The 20,152-nt window shown below is 68.8% G+C and carries 23 protein-coding genes; 17 read left to right on the forward strand and 6 right to left on the reverse strand.

The window, feature by feature from the left end:
• The first annotated feature begins 31 nt into the window (after positions 1-31).
• Positions 32-895, forward strand: a complete 864-nt coding sequence (locus tag AB0B82_RS06785; RefSeq protein ID WP_360163453.1) for a putative protein N(5)-glutamine methyltransferase — start codon at positions 32-34, stop codon at positions 893-895.
• On the opposite strand, the gene AB0B82_RS06790 is transcribed toward AB0B82_RS06785, so the two are convergent.
• Positions 852-2,846: a translation factor GTPase family protein gene (locus tag AB0B82_RS06790; RefSeq protein WP_360163455.1), complete on the reverse strand. Its 1,995-nt coding sequence runs from the start codon at positions 2,844-2,846 to the stop codon at positions 852-854. The genes AB0B82_RS06785 and AB0B82_RS06790 overlap by 44 nt on opposite strands.
• A 435-nt stretch (positions 2,847-3,281) precedes the next feature.
• Between AB0B82_RS06790 and AB0B82_RS06795 the strand changes: the two genes are divergently transcribed.
• From AB0B82_RS06795 to AB0B82_RS06810, 4 genes are all read left to right on the forward strand, one after another.
• Positions 3,282-4,067: a DinB family protein gene (locus AB0B82_RS06795; RefSeq protein WP_360163457.1), complete on the forward strand. Its 786-nt coding sequence runs from the start codon at positions 3,282-3,284 to the stop codon at positions 4,065-4,067.
• Positions 4,068-4,076: 9 nt separating this feature from the next.
• Positions 4,077-4,655, forward strand: a complete 579-nt coding sequence (locus tag AB0B82_RS06800) for a VOC family protein (RefSeq protein ID WP_360163459.1) — start codon at positions 4,077-4,079, stop codon at positions 4,653-4,655.
• Positions 4,656-4,875: 220 nt separating this feature from the next.
• Positions 4,876-5,892: a small ribosomal subunit Rsm22 family protein gene (locus AB0B82_RS06805; protein ID WP_360163461.1), complete on the forward strand. Its 1,017-nt coding sequence runs from the start codon at positions 4,876-4,878 to the stop codon at positions 5,890-5,892.
• A 72-nt stretch (positions 5,893-5,964) separates the two neighbouring features.
• Positions 5,965-6,288, forward strand: coding sequence for a TetR/AcrR family transcriptional regulator C-terminal domain-containing protein (locus AB0B82_RS06810; RefSeq protein ID WP_360163640.1), 324 nt, complete (start codon positions 5,965-5,967; stop codon positions 6,286-6,288).
• Here the strand turns inward: AB0B82_RS06810 and AB0B82_RS06815 are convergent.
• Positions 6,207-7,196, reverse strand: a complete 990-nt coding sequence (locus tag AB0B82_RS06815; RefSeq protein ID WP_360163463.1) for a helix-turn-helix domain-containing protein — start codon at positions 7,194-7,196, stop codon at positions 6,207-6,209. The genes AB0B82_RS06810 and AB0B82_RS06815 overlap by 82 nt on opposite strands.
• 71 nt (positions 7,197-7,267) lie before the next feature.
• Here AB0B82_RS06815 and AB0B82_RS06820 point away from each other — a divergent pair, with 71 nt between their 5' ends.
• The 8 genes from AB0B82_RS06820 (at position 7,268) to AB0B82_RS06855 (ending at position 14,530) form a co-directional block, all read left to right on the forward strand.
• Positions 7,268-8,269, forward strand: a complete 1,002-nt coding sequence (locus AB0B82_RS06820; protein WP_360163465.1) for a saccharopine dehydrogenase NADP-binding domain-containing protein — start codon at positions 7,268-7,270, stop codon at positions 8,267-8,269.
• 72 nt (positions 8,270-8,341) lie between these two features.
• On the forward strand, positions 8,342-9,976 hold the full coding sequence (locus AB0B82_RS06825; protein WP_360163467.1) for a hypothetical protein: 1,635 nt from the start codon (positions 8,342-8,344) through the stop codon (positions 9,974-9,976).
• Positions 9,977-10,046: 70 nt separating this feature from the next.
• The gene (locus AB0B82_RS06830; RefSeq protein ID WP_360163642.1) at positions 10,047-10,496 is read left to right on the forward strand and encodes an AraC family transcriptional regulator; all 450 of its coding nucleotides are present in this window, start codon (positions 10,047-10,049) and stop codon (positions 10,494-10,496) included.
• Positions 10,497-10,500: 4 nt separating this feature from the next.
• Entirely contained in the window at positions 10,501-10,911 is a 411-nt protein-coding gene (locus AB0B82_RS06835; RefSeq protein ID WP_360163469.1) for a VOC family protein, read from the forward strand.
• 26 nt (positions 10,912-10,937) lie between these two features.
• Positions 10,938-13,295 carry an excinuclease ABC subunit UvrA gene (locus tag AB0B82_RS06840; RefSeq protein WP_360163471.1) on the forward strand — a complete coding sequence of 786 codons (2,358 nt, stop codon included), beginning with the start codon at positions 10,938-10,940 and terminating at the stop codon, positions 13,293-13,295.
• Positions 13,296-13,429: 134 nt separating this feature from the next.
• The gene (locus tag AB0B82_RS06845; protein ID WP_360163473.1) at positions 13,430-13,774 is read left to right on the forward strand and encodes a VOC family protein; all 345 of its coding nucleotides are present in this window, start codon (positions 13,430-13,432) and stop codon (positions 13,772-13,774) included.
• Between the two features lie 2 nt (positions 13,775-13,776).
• Positions 13,777-13,920 carry a hypothetical protein gene (locus AB0B82_RS06850; protein ID WP_360163475.1) on the forward strand — a complete coding sequence of 48 codons (144 nt, stop codon included), beginning with the start codon at positions 13,777-13,779 and terminating at the stop codon, positions 13,918-13,920.
• Positions 13,913-14,530, forward strand: a complete 618-nt coding sequence (locus AB0B82_RS06855) for an HAD-IA family hydrolase (protein WP_360163477.1) — start codon at positions 13,913-13,915, stop codon at positions 14,528-14,530. Before AB0B82_RS06850 ends, AB0B82_RS06855 begins: the two co-directional genes overlap by 8 nt.
• A 145-nt stretch (positions 14,531-14,675) precedes the next feature.
• Here AB0B82_RS06855 and AB0B82_RS06860 read toward each other — a convergent pair whose 3' ends face one another.
• Positions 14,676-15,086, reverse strand: coding sequence for an Ohr family peroxiredoxin (locus AB0B82_RS06860; protein WP_360163479.1), 411 nt, complete (start codon positions 15,084-15,086; stop codon positions 14,676-14,678).
• A 135-nt stretch (positions 15,087-15,221) separates the two neighbouring features.
• Here AB0B82_RS06860 and AB0B82_RS06865 point away from each other — a divergent pair, with 135 nt between their 5' ends.
• Together AB0B82_RS06865 and AB0B82_RS06870 are read left to right on the forward strand one after the other, a co-directional pair.
• Entirely contained in the window at positions 15,222-16,019 is a 798-nt protein-coding gene (locus tag AB0B82_RS06865; protein ID WP_360163481.1) for a helix-turn-helix transcriptional regulator, read from the forward strand.
• Positions 16,012-16,740 carry an inositol monophosphatase gene (locus tag AB0B82_RS06870; protein WP_360163482.1) on the forward strand — a complete coding sequence of 243 codons (729 nt, stop codon included), beginning with the start codon at positions 16,012-16,014 and terminating at the stop codon, positions 16,738-16,740. The genes AB0B82_RS06865 and AB0B82_RS06870 overlap by 8 nt, the downstream gene beginning before the upstream one ends.
• On the opposite strand, the gene AB0B82_RS06875 is transcribed toward AB0B82_RS06870, so the two are convergent.
• Genes AB0B82_RS06875 through AB0B82_RS06885 form a run of 3 tightly spaced genes read right to left on the reverse strand, consistent with a single transcriptional unit; the run spans position 16,737 to position 19,246 of the window.
• Positions 16,737-17,189, reverse strand: a complete 453-nt coding sequence (locus AB0B82_RS06875) for a GNAT family N-acetyltransferase (RefSeq protein ID WP_360163484.1) — start codon at positions 17,187-17,189, stop codon at positions 16,737-16,739. The genes AB0B82_RS06870 and AB0B82_RS06875 overlap by 4 nt on opposite strands.
• A gap of 28 nt (positions 17,190-17,217) precedes the next feature.
• Complete coding sequence (locus AB0B82_RS06880; protein WP_360163486.1) at positions 17,218-18,669, reverse strand: NAD(P)/FAD-dependent oxidoreductase; 1,452 nt, start codon at positions 18,667-18,669, stop codon at positions 17,218-17,220.
• Position 18,670: 1 nt separating this feature from the next.
• Positions 18,671-19,246 carry a hypothetical protein gene (locus AB0B82_RS06885; protein ID WP_360163488.1) on the reverse strand — a complete coding sequence of 192 codons (576 nt, stop codon included), beginning with the start codon at positions 19,244-19,246 and terminating at the stop codon, positions 18,671-18,673.
• A gap of 133 nt (positions 19,247-19,379) precedes the next feature.
• Here AB0B82_RS06885 and AB0B82_RS06890 point away from each other — a divergent pair, with 133 nt between their 5' ends.
• Together AB0B82_RS06890 and AB0B82_RS06895 are read left to right on the forward strand one after the other, a co-directional pair.
• Entirely contained in the window at positions 19,380-19,952 is a 573-nt protein-coding gene (locus AB0B82_RS06890) for a TetR/AcrR family transcriptional regulator (protein ID WP_360163490.1), read from the forward strand.
• Between the two features lie 51 nt (positions 19,953-20,003).
• The gene (locus AB0B82_RS06895; RefSeq protein ID WP_360163492.1) at positions 20,004-20,150 is read left to right on the forward strand and encodes a methyltransferase domain-containing protein; all 147 of its coding nucleotides are present in this window, start codon (positions 20,004-20,006) and stop codon (positions 20,148-20,150) included.
• Positions 20,151-20,152 lie beyond the last annotated feature (2 nt).

Consider the following 20,152-nt stretch of genomic DNA (forward strand, 5'->3'; position numbering starts at 1 on the left):
CGTCGTTGTCGGCTTTTCTGCTAGGGGCTCGGTGGGCGTCATCCCTGACCGTGAGCTGGACCATGAGCTGGACCATTTGCAGGACGGGGAGCTGGCCGTGGTCGTCGGACGGTTGCGGGCCGCGGGGTGTGTCTTCGCCGAGGACGAGGCCGCGCTGATCGCCGAGAGCGCGCGGTCGGCGGCCGAGCTCGCCGCGATGGTCGATCGGCGGGTCGCGGGGGAGCCGTTGGAATACGTCGTCGGTTGGGCGTCGTTCCGCGGCTTGCGGATCGCCGTTGATCCGGGCGTGTTCGTTCCGCGTCGGCGTACCGAGTTCTTGGTGTCCGAGGCGATGCGGGTGACCGTCGCCGGGGCCGTTGTGCTCGATCTCTGTTGTGGCGCCGGGGCGTTGGGCGCTGCGGTGGCGGCAGAACGTGACGTGACGCTGTACGCCGCCGACATCGAGCCGGCCGCGATACGGTGCGCTCGGCGGAACCTGGCGCCGTACGGCGGGAGCGTCTTCGAGGGCGATCTGTTCGCGCCGTTGCCGGCGGACTTGCGCGGGCGCGTCGACGTACTGCTGGCGAATGTGCCGTACGTTCCCACCGACGAGATCCGATTGCTGCCGGCGGAGGCGCGGCTGCACGAGCCGCACGTCACGTTGGACGGCGGCGCGGACGGGCTCGCTGTCCTTCGCCGGGTAGCTGCCGGCGCGAGTAAGTGGCTGACGCCCGGCGGCCACCTGTTCGTCGAGGCCAGTGATCGGCAGGTGCCGTCGGCTCTTCGGGTGATGGAGTCGGCGGGGCTGAGCGCCGAGGTCGTCTCGGACGACGACCTCGGCGCCAACGTTGTGCACGGCGTGAGGTCCGGCGCTAGACCCGGCGCTGGACGTGGAGCAGGTACTCGCGGCGATTGAGCGGGTCGTGGTCGGTGCGCGGACGGCGCGGGACCGGTCCGCTCACCGGCTGGTACCGCTCGAACGCCGACTCCAGCACGCCCTCGCCGCGGGTGAGCGCGGGCAACTGCTGCTCCAGTTCGTGCACTGCGGCGGCGGGGACTTCTCCTTCCAGGGTTGAGGTTTCGGCGGCGAGCGCCGGTACCTGCGGGATCGCGCGGAGCCGGGCAAGGGTCGCGAGTACGGCGCGGGTGGTGTCGGTCGGGATCTCCAGCCGGAACCGGTGCATCGGCTCGTGCACCGCCGTACCGGCCTCCTGGAGTGCGGCCATCAGCACCAGCGGGGTGAGGAAGCGGAAGTCGCCGGCCGTGCTCGACATGCTTTTGTCGAACACCGCGTGCGCGTGACTCTGCCGGGCCGAGTAGCCCGAATGCGTCATCACCACGTGCGCGTCGGGGATCTCCCAGCCGTACAGGCCCTGCTGCAGGGTCTCGCGGACGCTCTCCTCGACGGCCTTCATGAACGCGTACGGCATCGAGCCGAGTTCGACGTCGAGCTCGTACGACACGCCCGCACCGACCGGAGCCGGCTCGACCCGCAGGCCGACGGTCGCGAGGAACGGGTTACCGTCCTTCTTGTTGAACTCGACCGCGTGCCCGGTGCCGACGATCCGCTCGATGTGGATCGTGGTCGTCTCGCGGAAGTCGACCGCGATCCCGTAGTCGGTGGCCAGCGTCGACTCGATCACCTCCTTCTGCACCTCGCCGTACAGGGACACGGAGGTTTCCTGCCGCAGGTCGTCGTGGCGGAGGTTGATCAGCGGATCCTGCTCGGCGAGCTGCGTGAGCGCGACCTGGAGATTGCCCTTGTCGGACGGGCGCCTCGGCTTGATGACCGTTTCCAGGGTCGGTGGCGAGAAGGCGTGCACCGGTCGGCGATGCGGGGTGTCGTTGCCGGGGCCGGTGCCGGGGTCGGTGATGGCGTCGCCGATGCGGATGTCGGAGAGTCCCCAGAGGCGGCCGATCTGGCCGGCGCGGATTGCCTTCGAGGTGATCGCTTCGTTGCCGATGCCGCTGTCGTTGCCGATGACCTCGAGCGCGGTGATCTTGCCGTGCGTGTCGCCGTACCGGACGCGGTCGCGGACGTGGGCGGTGCCCGCGAACATCCGCACATAGGCGATCTTCTCGCCGGCGGGTCCGCGTTCGACCTTGAACACAGTGCCGTCGAGGGGTGCCTCGTCGGTGCGAGGTGCGCGTGGGAGCAGTTCGCGGATGCCGTCGACGAGGGCCGTGGTGCCCGCTCCGGTGATCGCCGATCCGAAGTACACCGGGTGCACGATCGCCCGCTGCGTCTGAGCGGCCAGCGCCGCGGGCAGGTCGATCTGGACGCCGTCGACGTACCGCCGCAGGAGGTCGTCGTCGTGCTCGGTGAGGATGTCGAGCAGTACGTCGTCCTGGAGGATCGGTTTGAACGCGGCCTCGGGTGTACCCAGGTCGGTCGCCTCGCCCATCGCGACGAGGTGCGGCGTCAGCTTCGCGGCGAGCTGTTCGAGTACGCCGTCGTACTGCGCGCCGCGCCGATCGAGCTTGTTGACGAAGATCAGGGTCGGGATGCGCAGCCGTTGCAGGGTGCGCATCAGGACGCGGGTCTGCGCCTGGACACCCTCCACCGCGGACACCACGAGGACCGCGCCGTCGAGCACGCTGAGGGCGCGTTCGACCTCGGCGATGAAGTCCGGATGGCCGGGGGTGTCGATCAGGTTCACGGTCAGGTCGCCGAGCCGGAACGAGGCGACGGCCGTCTTGATCGTGATCGCGCGCTGCCGTTCGAGCGCGAGCGAGTCGGTCTGGGTGTTCCCGTCGTCGACGCTGCCGACCTCGTCGATGACACCGGCGGCGTAGAGCAGCCGCTCGGTCAGGCTGGTCTTACCGGCGTCGACATGCGCCAGGATCCCGAGGTTGAGCAATTCCACGAAGCTTCATGTCCTTCGAGCAGGTGAGTGAGATTTCCGCGACAGACATGAAGCGAGCTCGCATGACGCACTCTCCTCCTACTCGTTGAACCGACACCTCGAGTACACCAACCCCGCGGCCACTCCCACAAACCATTTAGGCTCGCCCTAAACCCACCCGTCGCTTGCTCACGCACCTGAGCCGCGATCGCCGATTCGTGAGTTACGGCTGCCGCACACCGCCACTTTCCACGACTCGGCGAACCCACCGACAGCCGTTCGCCACGACTCGACGGTTACCGTCAGCTGATGTGGGTGCCGGCGGCGATTGCCTGACCGGACAACTTGAGGACCACCCTGCGGTACATGCCGCTCCGTTCTGCCAGAGGTTCGGGCTGCCTGCAGGTGTATCACGAGCTGTTCCGGCGGGCGGTGTCCTTTGCGACGCTGAGGGACGTGGAGGAGTTCAGGGAACGGGATTTGGCCGGGGCGCGGTTCGAGGAATCGACGCTTCGGGGTGCGGTGTTCCACGACGTCGACCTGCGCGGCGCCAGGTTGGAGAACGTCGATCTGACCGGTACGACGATCCGCGGCGCGCGGCTCGTCGATGTGTCGCTCGATGGCGAGATCCGCAACCTCAGGGTGTGGGGCATCGACGTCGTACCGCTGATCGACGCCGAGCTGAACCGGCTGTACCCCGGGCGTGAGCGGATGCGGCCGACCGACCCTGACGGCTATCGCGAGGCGTGGGATCTGCTCGAGCAGCTCTGGGCCGAAACCGTGGCCAAGGCCCGCCGCCTCCCGCCCGGCACGTTGCACGAGTCGGTGGATGGCGAGTGGTCGTTCATCGAGACGTTGCGGCACCTCGTCTTCGTCACCGACGCGTGGATCCGTCGGACCGTCCTCGGCGTGGCAGAACCGTGGGATCCGCTCGGCCTGCCGCACGACGAGTTCCGCGACACTCCGCCGGTACCGCGGGATCGGGCGGCACGGCCTGCGCTCGACGACGTACTCGCGCTGCGCGAGGATCGGGCGGTCGCCGTACGGCAGTTGATGGCTGAGCTCACCGCCGACCGGTTACGGGCGCCGACGCCTCACGTTCCCGGTCCGGGCTATCCGCCGCCCAGCGAGTACTCCGTCGGTGAGTGTTTGAGCGTGCTACTCGACGAGGAGTTCGAGCAACGGCGGTTCGCCGAGCGCGACCTCGCGACGTTGCAGGAACATGTCGGCGGCGAGTCGTAGCCTCGGAGGATGGAGTTACCGGATTGGCGGCGGCTGGCGCAGGCGTGGCACGCGCGCTTCCTGATCGAGAAGTACGCGGACGGCGCGCGGTTCGTCGCGGCGGTCGGGGAGGCGTGCCAGGACGCCGTACCCGAGCTGCGACTGGGTTCGTCGTTCGTGGATGTGGCGACGCGCGACGAGGCGATCGCGGCGACGATCAGTACGATCGCCGCCGACCGCGGGCTGACACCTGATCCGTCCGCCGTGTCGCAACTGGAGCTCGCGCTCGACACCGCTGACCTGGTCGAGCTCGGTCCGTTCTGGGCCGCGGTGCTGACCGGTACGACGGAGTCCTTTACCGGTCATGACGTCCTCGACCCGACCGGCCGGGTCGCGAATCTGTGGTTCCAGGGCACCAAGCCGCATGAGCCGCCCCGGCAACGCTTCCATCTCGACCTCTGGCTCCCGCCGGAGGTGGTGCCCGCGCGGATCGAGGCGGCAGTCGCGGCCGGCGGGAAGGTCGTCTACGAGGACGAGGCGCCGGCGTTCGTCGTACTGGCCGATCCGCAGGGAAACAAGGTCTGTTTGTGTACGTCGGAGGGCCGGTAATTCGGGTGTCGATTCTGGTACCGTCGTTGAACTGATTCGAGGAGGTGTGTGATGGCCAGGAAGGTTCTCCGGTTCCGCGCCGATCCCTCCTCTGCTGCTGCCTGCTGACAGGCGGACACTTCCTTCTCCGGACCGATTGGTGCGTCGCGGCGTCTGGCCGCGGATCACGCGCGCCCTGCATCAGGTGCGCGCTCCGTGCCGATCGAACCGGAGATTCCGCATGTCCTCCGCGGACAACCACCTTCATGCTGCCCACCTTCATGCTGCCCTCGCGCGTGCCGCCGCCGGGATTCCACACCAAGACCTTCGCCGGCGCGTCACCGCACTCTCACACCGCTACCGCACCGAACAGGTCGCCGACGCGACACCGGGTCTGACCGACAGGCTTGACGCACTCGCGTACGCCGTCGTCCGCATGCCGGCCACCTTCCGGGCGCTGTACGCCGCACTCGCACAAGCCCAACCTCACCTCGACCCGCCCGTCACGCACCTGGACCTCGGCGGCGGCACGGGCGCCGCCGCCTGGGCCGTTGCCGCGCTGTGGCCGAGCACCTGCACCGAGATCATCGAACGCCAACCAGCCGCAATCGCCCTCGGCCGCCAACTCGCGAGTTCCGATCCCGCGCTCGGCTCCGGCGTCTCCGCGGGCTGGCGTTGGACGCGGGCGGATCTGCGAAATTGGCAGGCGCCCGACGGGGAAGTGGGGCTGGTGACGATTGGGTATGTGCTGAACGAATTGGCGCCGGGGGATCGTGACGAGTTGGTGCAGAAGGCGGCGGCGGTCGCGACCACGATTGCTGTCGTCGAACCGGGATCGCCTGGCGGTCACCGGCGGATCCTCGCTGCGCGCGAAACCCTGCTCGGTCAGGGATTCGCGATCGCTGCGCCCTGTCCGCACCACGGTCCGTGCCCGGTCGACTGGTGTCACTTCGGCGCCCGGCTGCCGCGGACCGAGCTGCACCGGACGTTGAAGGACGGGACGCGCAACTTCGAGGACGAGAAGTTCTCGTACGTCGTGGCGACCCGGTCCGCGGTGCACACCGCCGGCCAGCGCGTCCTCACCCGACCCACGCACCGTAAAGGTCAGGTAGTCCTCGACCTGTGCACCGAGTCCGGAGCCGCCGAGCGCATCGTCGTACCCAGGTCCTCACCGTCCTACCGACCAGCAAAAGCCGCCATCTGGGGCGACGAGTTCACGCTCTGGCGACCCGAGCGATCCGATCGCCAGAGACACTGAAGCTGAAGTCGAGCTCGACGGTACGCAGTCGCCGACTGCTACTGCGACGAGAAGGCCTGGGCGTTGCGCCGGTTGCTGCAGTCGGAGCTCCACACCATGCCGGAGTTGCAGGACATCGTTCGTGACCGCGCGACCGACAAGGTGAACGACGCCCTCGCGAACCGCTTCGCCCGCCTGGCCCTGGCCGGGAAGCTCCGCCTCGAGGATCCTGCCGTGGCCGCCGAGCAGTTCGGCGCGTTGCTGACCGCGCCGTTGGAAACCCGCTCCCAACTGGGGACCCGGACACTGTCGGCGGCGGAGCTCGACGAGGTCACTCAGAACGCCGTAGCGACCTTCCTGCGCGCGTTCGGCCCGTCAACCGACTCGGAAGGAACGCCGCGGAAGGATCGCCGATAGGTGTTCGGAGGTACGCCGACCACGCGCTGGAAATGGCGGCGCAGGGTGGTCGCCGTCCCGAGGCCGGTGGCCGCGGCGACCTGCTCGATGCCGACGTCGGTCGACTCGAGCAACTGCTGTGCTCGCCGCACGCGCTGGGTGAGCAACCATTGGAGCGGCGTCTGACCGGTCACCGTACGGAACTGGCGGCCGAGGTGACGTGGGCTGGTGTTCGCCCGCCTCGCCAGGTCGCTGACCGTCAACGGCTGGTCGAGTCGCTCCTGCGCCCAGGCGAGCAACTGCGCGAGCGAGTGGTCACCGTTGACCTGCACCGGCGTGGCAACGAACTGGGCTTGTCCGCCGACGCGGTGCGGCGGGACGACGAGCCGCCGGGCAAGCGCGTTCGCGATTGTGGCGCCACGATCGCGCTGCACCAGGTGCAAGCACAGATCGACGGCCGCGGCCTTCCCGGCAGCGGTCAGTACGTCGCCGTTGTCGGTGTAGAGCACGTCCGGGTCGACCATCGCCGACGGGAACCGCGCGCTCAGCGCCGCCGTGTGGGCCCAGTGGGTCGTCGCTTCCTTGCCGTCGAGCAGACCGGCAGCGCCGAGCACGAATGCGCCGGTGCAGAACGATGCGATCCGCGCGCCGGCCTGATGCGCAGCCCGGACGGCGTCCACGAGATCGGCCGGCGGCGCCTCATCGACGTCGGCGATGGCCGGTACGAGCACGGTGTCGGCTGCAACCAGCTGATCCAGTGCGTACGCCGGTTCGACCACGAACGGTCCGACCTGAAGCGGGCTCGGTCCGCACAGACGGACGTCGTACCACTCGTCGATGCCGTCGGGCGGGTTGCCGAAGATCTCGTAGGCGATCCCGAGCTCGAAGTGCAGCAGGTGTCCGGCCGTGGCCAGCGCGACAGTGTGCATGTCCGAAAGTGTACGAAGGGTGTCGTTCCAGACTCTCACGCCGGCGGGTCCGATCCGGTGAGACTTGAGCCATGAACGCAATCGTCGTGTACGGCGCCTCCGGTCACACCGGCCGCTTCGTGGTCGAAGAACTCCTCCGCCAGAACCTCCCCGTCGCCGTTTCCGGCCGCAACGCCTCGGCGCTCGCGGCCGAATGGGGCGATCTCGATCAGCGTCCCGCGGCCGTCGACGATCACCGCGCCCTGGACCGAGCTCTGCAGAATGCGGCCGCCGTGATCAACTGCGCCGGCCCGTTCGCCGTGACGGCGGAACCGGTCATCGCCGCGGCGACCCGCGCGCGGGTGCCGTACGTCGACGTCGCGGCCGAACTCGAGGCGAACCTGGCGAGCTTCGCGATGCGCAGCGAGACCCCCGTCGTGCCGGCGATGGCCTTCTTCGGCGGCCTCGGCGACCTGCTCGCAACCGCGGCCCTCGGCGACCTGCCGGAGGCGGACGCGTCGGCGGCCGACGAGGTGGTGGTCGCCTACGGTCTGAGCAGTTGGCATCCGACACCCGGTACGCGGGCTGCCGGGAAGGTGTCGCACGACCGGCGCGACGGCCGCCGGGTGCGCTTCACCGGCGGCAAGTTGCAGTACCACCAGGACAAGCCGGCCCAGCAGGAGTGGACGTTCCCGGAGCCACTCGGCCGGCGTCGGGTGATCGCCGAGTTCACGATGGCCGACGTGGTCACGATCCCGACGCACATCGCCGTACCCGAGGTGCGGACGGCCATGACAGTCGAGGCGGCGGGCGATCTGGCCGACGCGAACACCCCGGCACCGGCCGCGGTCGACGAGCACGGCCGGTCGGATCAGACGTTCGTGGTGGACGTCCGCGTACGGCGTGGGGAAGCGGAGCGCCGGGCGACAGCGACCGGCCAGGACATCTATGCGATCTCGGCGCCGCTCGCGGTCGGTGCGGTACGGCGGATCCTCGCCGGTGAGACACAGGCGGCCGGGGTCGCGTCGGCCGGCGCGATGTTCGATGCGGTCGCTTTCCTCAAGGATCTACCGGTCGCGTTCGACCTGCCGTAAATCGATTCCCTGCAGGACAATGGGATGTCCCCTGCGCGTTCACCGCCCAGAACAAGCCGGAGGCCGCCCGCCATGCCGAACCGCCCTGCCCTGCCCAACAGACCCGCCCTACCCGATCGACCCGCGCTGCCCGCCATCCGCCCGTCCCGCCGGACCGTCCTTCGCCTGACTGCCGCTGGGGCAGTCGCCGGCGGCATCGGAACTGCCGGTGCCACCCAGGCCCACGCAGACGGGATCGACTACACCGCCCGGAAGACCTTCGACGACTGGGACCGCCTGTTCCAGCAGGGCGGTCCCGGTCAGCCGGACCAGCCGAACGACAACTCCAACCGCGACGGCCGCTCCGGCATGCTCGCCTGGAGTCAGTCGTACGTGCTGCTCGGGCTGGTTCGGATGTACGAGAAGTATCGCGACACCCTTTACCTGGACCGGCTCGTCGACAACATCGACCAGGTTCTGACCGTCCGCGACAGCACGCGCGGCGTCACGGACTACCGCGGTCTGTCGCTCCCGGCGTGGCGCGCCGACCACCCGTACACGACCGGGTACGCGACCCTTGCCGACAGCAACGAGCAGCCGCTGCTGGACCTTCGCCAGGCGCTGCCGTACGCCGAGGACACGACGGTGACCGTCACCGCGGGAACCCAGGCCGACACGTTCACCGTCCGCCTGGTCAACACCTTCGTGAACCGCACGGTGACGTTGACCGACCTGTCGCTGGATCCGGCGAGCGCCAACTATGCGGTCAGACGCATCTACGACGCCGCGCCCGGTCCGCTACAGCTCACCGCCGCGGAGCGGAGGCCGAGTCCGCGCGCGGGCGACGTACCGCGGCTCGGGAGCTTCGCGATGCACTGCCGCCCGGTGATCTTCGCGGTTCACACGGGCATGATCACGTACCCGATCGCGAGCTTCGTACGGATCGTGGCCGCCTCGCCGGTACTGCGCAGGCGCTATCAGCGGAAGGCAGCCGAGTACCTGCTCGCGTGCCGCGAGGCGGTCGCGGTGCACGACTGGGAGTACCGCGACGACGGGCACCTGATCTGGCCGAAGGGTCAGCCGCTCGCGTACGACGGCTGCGAACAGCCGATCAACCAGTCCGTGGGTCTCGGTCAGACGCTCGTCGAGCTGGCGATCGCGACGGGTGACACTGGTTACCGACGGAAGGTGGCCGCGCTCGGTCAGATGCTGGCTGGACAGCTGGCCGTGGATGCCGGTGACGCCTGGACGTGGCACTACTGGCCGACGGGTGGGCGTATCTACGAGGGGTTCACCAAGACCGGCGATCCTTCGACGGACGTCTCGGTGTTCACGCCGTCCGGCGGTCCGGCGCGGCAGTTCGAGGACATCAGTCACGGTGCGCTTGACGTCGAGTTCGCCGTACGGGCGTTTCGCGCACGGCTGGCGTTCAACGGCCGGGACATGGCGCGGCTCGCGCGCACCTTCACCCAGAACGTCGCGACCACCGACGCCGACGGTCTCCCCGCTGTCCACACCACGGTCGCGGGCGGGACGATCGGCGCGGCCTCGGTCGCCCACCAGGCGCCTCGCTGGATGCAGGTCGCCCCGTGGGACCCGCAGGTCCACGCCCACAACCTGGCTCTGTACAACCGCTACCAACCGACCCCCGAACGCGACGGGCAACAGGCGATCGGCTTCGGCTGGCTCCTCGCCAACGTCGCCTACCTCAACTGGGCCAACCGATGAGGTGACGCGGTACGCCGGGGATCACCGGCCGGTGCATGACTTCGGACCGGTGGCGTGGCAGGATTTCGGCGTGGGGAGCGGGACGACCGAGCAGCAGCGCCTGGACGATCTGGCGCGGTTACGGCGTGTGAAGGACCGGATCGACCGGGAGTACGCGCAGCCGCTGGATGTCGAGGCGCTGGCACGTGGTGCGCACATGTCGTCGGGGCACCTGAGCCGCGAATTCAAGCGCGCCTACGGAGAGTCACCGTACGGGTATCTGATGACGCGCCGGATCGAGCGGGCGATGATGCTGCTGCGGCGCGGCGGGATGAGCGTGACCGACGTCTGCTTCGCGGTCGGCTGCCAGTCGCTGGGGACGTTCAGCACCCGGTTCACCGAGCTGGTCGGGATGCCGCCGAGCGTGTACAAGGAGCAGGCGGCCGACGCCACGCTGGGGATTCCGTCGTGTGTCGCCAAACAGGTGACGCGACCGATCAGGAATCGAGAAGCACCCGCGCCGCCGGGCACCGTAGCGTGACCCCATGGACATCAAGATTCATGCCAGCTTCCTGCCGCACACGGACCCCGAAGAGTCGCTGAAGTTCTACCGGGACGTCCTCGGCTTCGAGGTCCGCACCGACGTCGGGTACGAGGGGATGCGCTGGATCACGGTCGGCCCGCCCGGTCAGCCGGACACCGGCATCGTGCTGTACCCGCCGGCCGCCGACCCCGGCGTCACCGAGGACGAACGCCGCACGATCAGCGAGATGATGGCCAAGGGCACCTACGCCACGATCGTGCTGCAGACCGACGACATCGACGGGCTGTTCGAGCGGCTGCAGGCCACCGACGCCGAGGTCATCCAGGAGCCGGTCGACCAGCCGTACGGCGTCCGCGACTGCGCGTTCCGCGACCCGGCCGGCAACCACATCCGGATCAACCAGGCATCCTGACAGCGACTTCTGGGGAGGACGAAGAGATGGCCCGCGAGCACGTTGCCGACAGCCACGACTTGATCCGGGTGACCGGCGCCCGGGTGAACAACCTGAAGAACATCAGTGTCGAGATCCCGAAACGCCGACTGACCGTCTTCACCGGGGTGTCCGGCTCGGGCAAGAGCTCGCTGGTGTTCGGCACGATCGCGTCGGAGTCCCAGCGGCTGATCAACGAGACGTACAGCGCGTTCGTGCAGGGCTTCATGCCGAACCTGGCCCGCCCGGACGTCGACGTACTCGAGGGACTGACCACCGCGATCATCGTCGACCAGGAGCGGATGGGCGCGAACCCGCGGTCCACGGTCGGTACGGCGACCGACGCGAACGCGATGCTGCGGATCCTGTTCAGCCGGATCGCGAAGCCGCACGCCGGCCCGCCGACGGCGTACTCGTTCAACGTCCCGAAGCGGACCGCGACCGGTTCGATGACCGCGGACAAAGGCGCGGGGGAGAAGAAGGTCGTCCGCGAGCAGGTGTACGCCGGCGGCATGTGCCCGCGTTGCGAGGGCATGGGCTCGGTCACGGACTTCGACCTGACCGCGCTGTACGACGAGAACAAGTCGCTGAACGAGGGTGCGCTGACGATCCCCGGCTACAGCATGGACGGCTGGTTCGGGCGGATCTTCCGCGGCTCGGGCTTCTTCAACCCGGACAAGCCGATCAAGAAGTACACCAAGAAGGAACTGCACGACCTGCTCTACAAGGAGCCGACCAAGATCAAGGTCGAGGGCATCAACCTCACCTACTCCGGCATCATCCCGTCGATCCAGCGGTCGTTCCTGTCCAAGGACGTCGAGGCGATGCAGCCGCACATCCGGGCGTTCGTCGAGCGGGCGGTGACGTTCACGACCTGCCCGGACTGCGAGGGCACCCGGCTCGGCCCGGAAGCGCGGGCGTCGAAGATCAAGGGCAAGAACATCGCGGATCTGTGCGCAATGCAGATCACCGACCTGGCCGAATGGATCCGCGCGCTCAAGGAGCCGTCGGTCGCGCCGCTGCTGAAGGCGCTCGGCGACACGCTCGACTCGTTCGTCGACATCGGCCTGGGGTATCTGTCGCTGGATCGCCCGGCCGGCACGCTGTCCGGTGGTGAGGCGCAGCGGACGAAGATGATCCGCCACCTCGGGTCGTCGCTGACCGATGTGACCTACGTGTTCGACGAGCCGACGATCGGCCTGCACCCGCACGACATCCAGCGGATGAACGACCTACTGCTGCAGTTGCGCGACAAGGGCAACACAGTGCTTGTCGTCGAGCACAAACCGGAGACGATCGCGATCGCCGACCACGTGATCGACCTCGGTCCGGGCGCGGGTTCGGCCGGTGGTGAGGTGGTGTTCGAGGGTACGGTCGAGAAGCTGCGCACGAGCGACACGCTGACCGGGCGGCACCTGGACGACCGGGCGTCGATCAAGGAGTCGGTGCGGCCGGCCACCGGTGCGCTGGAGATCCGCGGCGCGTCGACGAACAACTTGCGGAATGTGGATGTCGACGTACCGCTCGGCGTTCTGGTCGTGGTGACCGGTGTCGCCGGTTCCGGAAAGAGTTCGCTGATCCACGGTTCGCTGGCCGGCCGCGAGGGTGTCATCGCCATCGATCAGGCCCCGATCCGCGGTTCGCGGCGCAGCAACCCGGCGACGTACACCGGTCTGCTGGACCCGATCCGCAAGGCCTTCGCGAAAGCGAACGGCGTGAAGCCGGCGCTGTTCAGCGCGAACTCCGAAGGCGCCTGCCCGGCCTGTAAGGGCGCCGGTGTCATTTACACCGAGCTCGGCGTGATGGCGACGGTCGAGACGCCATGTGAGGAGTGCGAGGGCCGGCGCTTCCAGTCCGCCGTCCTGGACTACACACTCGGCGGGAAGAACATCGCCGACGTCCTCGGTCTGCCGGTGTCGGAGGCGCTGCCGTACTTCTCCGAGGGTGACGCGAAGACACCGGCCGCGGCGAAGATCCTCGAGCGGCTGGCCGACGTCGGGCTCGGGTACCTGTCCCTCGGGCAGCCGCTCACGACGCTGTCCGGCGGTGAGCGGCAGCGGCTGAAACTCGCCACGCACATGGGGGACAAGGGCGGCGTCTACATCCTCGACGAGCCGACCACCGGTCTGCACCTGGCCGACGTCGAGCAGCTCCTCGCGTTGCTGGACCGGTTGGTCGATTCCGGCAAGTCGGTGATCGTGATCGAGCACCACCAGGCCGTCATGGCCCACGCCGACTGGATCATCGACCTCGGCCCGGGCGCCGGCCACGACGGCGGCAAGGTGGTCTTCGAAGGCACGCCCGCGGACCTGATCAAGAAGCCGAAGACCCTGACCGGGAAGCACCTGGCGGAGTACGTCGCCTGAGCACCTCTTGGCCGCCGGACTCGTGCCGGTGGTCAAGTGATCAGGAATCAAGAAGCAGGGCATAGTGGTCCGGAAATAGCGTGGTGGTCGTCGAGAAAACGAGGCCACGGCCTCACGGAGTTCTGGAGATTGTCATGACCACCACGCTGGGCGCCAAAACCATCCTGCATCCCGTCACCGACGTCGAGAAGGCCAAGCCCGTGTACGCGGCGCTGCTCGGTGTTGAGCCGTTGGCGGACTCGCCGTACTACGTCGGGTTCGAGTCGGAAGGGCAGCACATCGGACTGGTCCCGAACAGCGACATGAGCTCGCCGATCACGTACTGGCACGTGACCGACATCGAGGCCAAGATCAGGGAGGTCACCGCCGCGGGCGGCACGCTCAAGGACGCCCCGAAGGACGTCGGCCAGGGCCGGCTGGTCGCGACGCTGACCGACCCTGACGGCAACGTGCTCGGTGTGCTGCAGGACCCGGCCTGAGCATGTGCGCGATCCCGCGGGAGATCCGGGCGGCATTGTTCGGAGCACCGCTCGGCGTCCCCGAACAGGTTGAGGACCCGGCCGAGGTGGAGGAAATCACGGTGTGCCTCGACGATGCTGTCGGGCATGATCTGGTGCATGGCTGACACGATCCGGCATGTGCTGTTCGACGCGGACGGCGTACTGCAGGATCTCCCCGGCGGGTGGTACTCGGCGATGGCGCCGTACCTGGGTGACCGGGCGCGCGACTTCCTGCACGAGACCTGGCGCGACGAGCGGCCGATGCTCGCCGGGCAAGGTGACTACCTGCCGGTGCTGGCGGCGACGCTGGAGAAGTACGGCGTGCGTACACCGGTGACCGAGGTGTACGACGCGGTGTGGAAGAACATCGTGCTGATCGAGTCGTCGCTCGAGGCGGTGCGGGCCCTGAAGCGCAGCGGGTACGGCGTGCACCTCGGCACGAATCAGGAGAGCTACCGCGGCGCCCATATGCGGACGGCCCTCGGGTACGACGAACTGTTCGACGTGAGCTGTTACTCGTACGACCTCGGCGTCGCGAAACCCGACCCCGAGTTCTTCACCCGAGCCGCCGCCCGCATCGGCGCCGCACCCGAGTCGATCCTCTTCATCGACGACACGCTCCGCAACGTGGAGGCCGCCCGCCAAGCCGGCCTGCACGCCGAACACTGGACCTTCACCCAACCCCAGCCCACGCTCCAAACCCTCCTCACGACCCACGGCCTGACCCTCACCTGAGCGACCCAACCCTCACCTTGCGCGGGCAGCAGTGTGCACGGTCGACAGGTAGTGCACTCGTGGGACGGTGTACGCGTGCGCTCAGGTGCACTACTTCCAGCCGGACACCTCCTGTCGAGATGACACACCGATGGGCTCGTCGGCGCTACTCGAGGACGATCTGGACGGGGACGTTGCCGGCCGTGGCGGTGGAGTAGGGGCAGATGGTGTGGGCTGCTTCGACCAGGCGGTGGCCGGCGGGGTTGTCGAGGTGGTGGGGGAGTTCGACGTGGAGTACGGCGGCCAGGGTGAAGCGGGATGCCTGGGGCATGAGGCTCACCTCGGCGGTGACGGCGATGTCCTTGGCGTCGAGATTGCGGGCCTGGCCGAGGCGGTCGAGGACGGTGGAGAAGCAGGCGGCCCATCCGGCTGCCAGCAGTTGCTCGGGGTTGAGGCCGTCGCCGGTCCCGCCCAGTTCCTTCGGCAACGCGAGCTGAACGTCCAGTTGACCGTCAGCTGTGACCGCCCGGGCATCACGACCGGACGAGGTTGCGACAGCGGTGTACGTGGCGTCCATGAGGTAACCCTTCAGTTGAGGCTGCGATCACCCGCAACGATCCGGCCCGCACCGCACGCGGCTCAATTACCTCTTTGGTGCAGTTACCTCGCGGGTAATGGATGCGCCGCACGCGCCCGCCGTAGGCTGAACCGCGTGACCACGCTGGAGGAGCCGCAGACCGTCGGCGAACTGCTGCGCTTCTGGCGGACGCATCGCCGGCTGAGTCAGCTCGACCTGGCGATCGACGCGGAGGTGTCGACCAAGCACTTGAGCTTCGTGGAGACCGGGCGCGCGCAACCGAGCCGTCAACTACTGCTGCATCTCGCGAACCACCTCGACCTCCCGCTCGCCGAGCAGAACCGGCTGCTGCTCGCCGGCGGCTTCGCCCCGCGGTACCTGGACCGGCCGTACCACTCCGAGGCGATGCACCAGCTCCGCGAACTGCTCCATCAGTTGCTCGAGGCCCATATGCCGAACCCGGCGCTGATCGTCGACGGCCTGTGGAACCTCGTCGACGCCAACCACGCCGCCGAGCTGCTGTGGGACGGCGTCGACCCCGCCCTCCTCGAACCGCCGATGAACATGCTCCGGCTGTCCGTCCACCCCCAGGGCCTGCCGAGCATCTCGTCGATGACGGCGGCGTGCAGCCTCGGCCTCATCCACCAACTGCGCCGCAAGAGCCGCGACACCGCCGACGACGCACTCGCCACCCTGGTCGAGGAGGTCGAGTCCTATCTCCCCGACAACCTGCCCACCGCCCCCGCCCAGCAACCCATGGTCACCCTCGACCTCAGCACCCGCCTCGGCTCCGTCCGCCTCTTCACCCTGATCGCCACCATCGGCGCCCCGCTCGAAGTCACCGCAGCCAACCTGGCGATCGAAACCTTCCTCCCCGCCGACCCCACCAGCGCGACCCGCCTCCAGCAACTCGCGGAGTCGCACGGTGGATGACTTCGACTTGGCGTTCGCTGCGGTCGGCCGGGCGGCTGAAGTTGCCATGCGGTACTTCGAGAAAGGGGTCGAGGCTTCGCTGAAGGCGGACGGTACGCCGGTGACCGAGGCGGATCGGGCGGTGGAGGAGCTGCTGCGGGCAGAGCTGACGGCGGTTCGGCCGGGGGACGGGTTGTGGGGTGAGGAATTCGGGCGCGTGGGGGAGTCGGAGCGGACCTGGATCCTCGACCCGATCGACGGCACCCGGTTCTTCGCCGCGCACGACCCGAACTGGCGGATCCAGCTCGCGCTCCACAGCAACGGCGTCGCCGAGCTCGCGGTCGTCGTCGCGCCGGCCTTGAACACCTGCTGGTGGGCGACGCGCGGCGGCGGTGCGTTCGAGTCGTCCTGGCCGCGGGACGAGCCGAGACCGCTTCGGGTCAGCACGACGGCGTCGTACGATCACGCCGTACTCGAGGCCCTCGGCAACTATCCGCGCTTCGGTCCGCCGTCGAGTCCGTTGCCGCTCGTCGGGCTGGTGCGTGGGGAGGTCGACGCGTTCCTGGTGGAGCGGTACTACGCGTGGGATCACGCGCCGTGGATCCTGATCGTCGAGGAGGCCGGCGGCCGGTTCACGGATCGCAAGGGCGGACGAGCCGCGGACCAGGGCGGTGGCTTGTACTCGAACGCCGCCCTGCACGACCAGCTTCGCGCCGACCTGCGGTACCCGGGCCGTTTCTAGTCCGGGTACCGCTGCAGAAGCTGCCGCGACGACGCGAATCCGAGCCGCTCGTACACCGGCACCGCCCGCGTCCCTGAGTGCACTGTCACGCGCAGCGCCCCGAGCCGTACGGCGTGGTCCGTCGCTGCCTCGACCAGCTCCGATCCGATCCGCTGCCCGCGATGCTCAGGCATCACGTAGACGCTTTGAATGTCGGCCGACATCCGATCCATCGTCCCCGGCCGCGGGACCCGCGGCACGAGAGCGACCCAGGCCATCCCGACGAGTTCGGGGCCGTCCAGGCGGGCGACGTACGCGACATGCGTGTTGGTGTTCGCCTCCCACCACTGCGTGAGCTCCACCGTGAACTTCTCCAGCAACGGCGGGTCCGGCTCCTCGGCGCGGTCGTTGAGCCACAACAACCGCGCCAGCCCGGGGAGCTCGGCCGCACCGGCTTGACTGATCCGCATGCGCCGAGTCTTCCACGCGGGCGTGTCGTTACCGGTCGCGTCCGTCGGTCTCGAGCAGCCGCAGCCAGACCTCGTTCATCGTCGGGTACGCCGGTACGGCGTGCCACAGCCGATCCAGCGGAACCTCGCCGACGATCGCGATCGTGGCGGCCTGCAGGAGTTCGGCGACGTCGGGACCGACCGCGGTGAAGCCGATGACCACGTTGCGGTCGTCGTCGACGATCATCCGCGCCTGACCGCGGTACCCGTCGGCGTGCAGCGCGGCGCCGGAGACCGCGCCGAGGTCGTAGTCGACCACGCGGGTCTTCTTACCGGCGGCCGCGGCGGCCTCGGCGGTGAGGCCAACGGCGGCGACCTCGGGATCGGTGAAGATCACCTGCGTGACGGCCTGCTTGTCGGCCGTGGCGGCGTGCCGTCCCCAATCGCCGAGCCCCAGCACGTCACCGCGGGCTCGTGCGGCGAGCGCGTCGCCCAGTGCGCGTGCCTGGTACTTGCCGTGGTGGGTCAGCAGGACGCGCTTGTTCACATCGCCCGCCGCATACAGCCAGCTGTCATCCAGCGGTCGGCCGGCTTCGTCCACAACCGCGAGCGAGTCGTCGACACGCAGCCAATCGCCCGGCGTCAGGCCGATGGTGTCGAGTCCGATGTCCTTTGTGTTGGGCGTGCGGCCGGTCGCGACCAGGACCTCGTCGGCTTCGATGGACGTGCCGTCTGCCAGCGTCAGGTGCACTGCGCCGGCAGCGTCCCGCCGTACGTCGGTGGTCTCGACCTCGAGGTGCAGCGTGACTCCGGACGAGCGGAGCGCGTCAGCGACCTGCTCGCCGGCGAACGCCTCGACGCTGGGCAGCAGGCGGCTCTGCGAGACGAGCGTCACCTGCGAACCGAGCGCGGTGAACGCGGTCGCCATCTCGGCAGCGACGACACCACCGCCGATGATCGCGAGACGGTTCGGGACGTTCTGCACGCCGGCCGCATCGCGGCTCGTCCACGGCGCGGCATCCGCCAGTCCGGGAATCGGCGGCACGAACGCGCTGCTTCCGGTGGCGATCACGACCGCGTGGGTCGCCTGCAGCTCGGACGTCGTGCCGTCCGAGTGGGTGACCTCGACCGTGCGCGGGCCGGCGATGCGGCCGTGACCGCGGACCAGCTGGATGCCGGCGGAATCGAGCCACGCGACCTGGCCGGAGTCGTCCCAGTTGGCCGCGAACTGGTCGCGGCGCGCGAGGACCAGCGCGGGATCGAGGGCGCCGCTGACAGCGTGGCCGGCGGCCGGGAGCGCGCGGGCGGCGCGCAGTGCCGCGGCGTCGCGGAGCAGAGCCTTGGTCGGCATGCAGGCCCAGTACGAGCACTCGCCGCCGACGAGTTCGTGTTCGACGATCGCGGCGGTGAGGCCGCCCCGGACGGCGCGGTCGGCGATGTTTTCACCGACCGGGCCGCCGCCGATGATCACCACGTCCACTGCAGCGTTGTCGTTGGTCATGTCAGGCTGCCTTCGAGGTGATGCGGGAAAGCCGGATGGCGGAGATCAGGAAGAAGATGCCGCCGAGGATCGCGTAGCCGGCGACGTTGGTCAGCGAGGACTTGTCGCCGCCCGCCATCGCGATGAAGCTGCCGCCGGCGAGTACGGAGATGCCGCCACTGAGGATCATCGCCCACTGACCGCCGAGCCGGTAACGCAGAATCGCGACGATCAGCTGCACGAGGCCGGCGGTGATCGCCCAGGCGCCCCACACCCGCAGGACGGCGGGGATCCCGGAGGCGGCCGCGATCGCGAGACCGACGGTGGCGGCGAGGCTCAGCACCATGTTCACGTACAGCGGCGACTTCGGGCGGCTCGCACCCGAGGTCCGGAAGTCGATGATTGCCGCGGCGACGTCGAACAGCGGGTAGATCAGCAGCAGGACGACGGTCCCGGGGTTGATCGACGTGCCGATCAGCATCGTGAGGATCGCCCAGACGATGGCGAAGCCGAAGCGGACGAAGTACAGCGTGCGGAGCGCCTTGGTACCACTGACGGCGTCGGGGGCGGTGCCGACGACCTTGGACGAAGTGGACACGGGATCCTCTCAGAATCGCTAGATAGAACGATCGGTCTTCCTCAGCTTCTCTCGGCAATCGCCGGTTGTCAAGACCGATCGTTCTGTCTGCTATTCTCGAGTCAGATACCCGCACAGATCGGAGGCGAAGCGAATGTCAGAGGCGCGGTCGCGGCTGCTCGACACGGCCACCGGACTCTTCTATTCGGAGGGCATTCGGGCCGTCGGTATCGATCGGGTGGTCGCCGAGGGAAAGGTCACCCGAGCGACGCTGTACCGGCATTTCCCGAGCAAGGACGACCTGATCGTCGCGTACCTGGGTCAGGTCGACGCGGCCATCCGCGTCCAGGTCGACGCCGCCCGGGCGAAGAACTCGACACCCGAGGACGTGATCCGCGGCGTCGCGCAGTTCATCGCCGATGACATCCAGCGGGCCGGGTTCCGGGGGTGTGCGTTCCTCAACGCCGCCGCGGAGTACCCGGACCCCGACGACGCGGTCCACCGGGCCGTGCTGGCCCACCGGCAGTGGTTCCTGGACACGATGATCGAGCTGTTCACCGATCTGGGGAAGATCGACGCCGAGCCGGCCGCGCGGCACTTCGTCATGCTCCGCGACGGCGCGATGGCCGCCGGCTGCCTCACCGACCCGGAGCCCGTCCGGGAGACGTTCCTCCGCGGAGTCGAAGGCCTCCTCACGTACCGGAGCCGGGAGTCCGTCACCACCTGACCCTGACGGTCCGGTTGAATCGGAAGTCCGTGCCTGGACCTCGCGCGGGACGTGGCCGGCCGTCGCGTACTGGACGTCGGTTGCGGCTCCGGGCCGCTGCTGGCGGCGCTCCGCGACCATGGCGCGATCGTCAGCGGATTCGAGCTCAGCGCCGAGATGATCGACCTGGCCCGGCGGCGCGTCCTTGAGGCTTGCTGACC

Origin of the sequence: Kribbella sp. NPDC048915 (assembly GCF_040649595.1) — a bacterium.
Lineage (GTDB): Bacteria > Actinomycetota > Actinomycetes > Propionibacteriales > Kribbellaceae > Kribbella.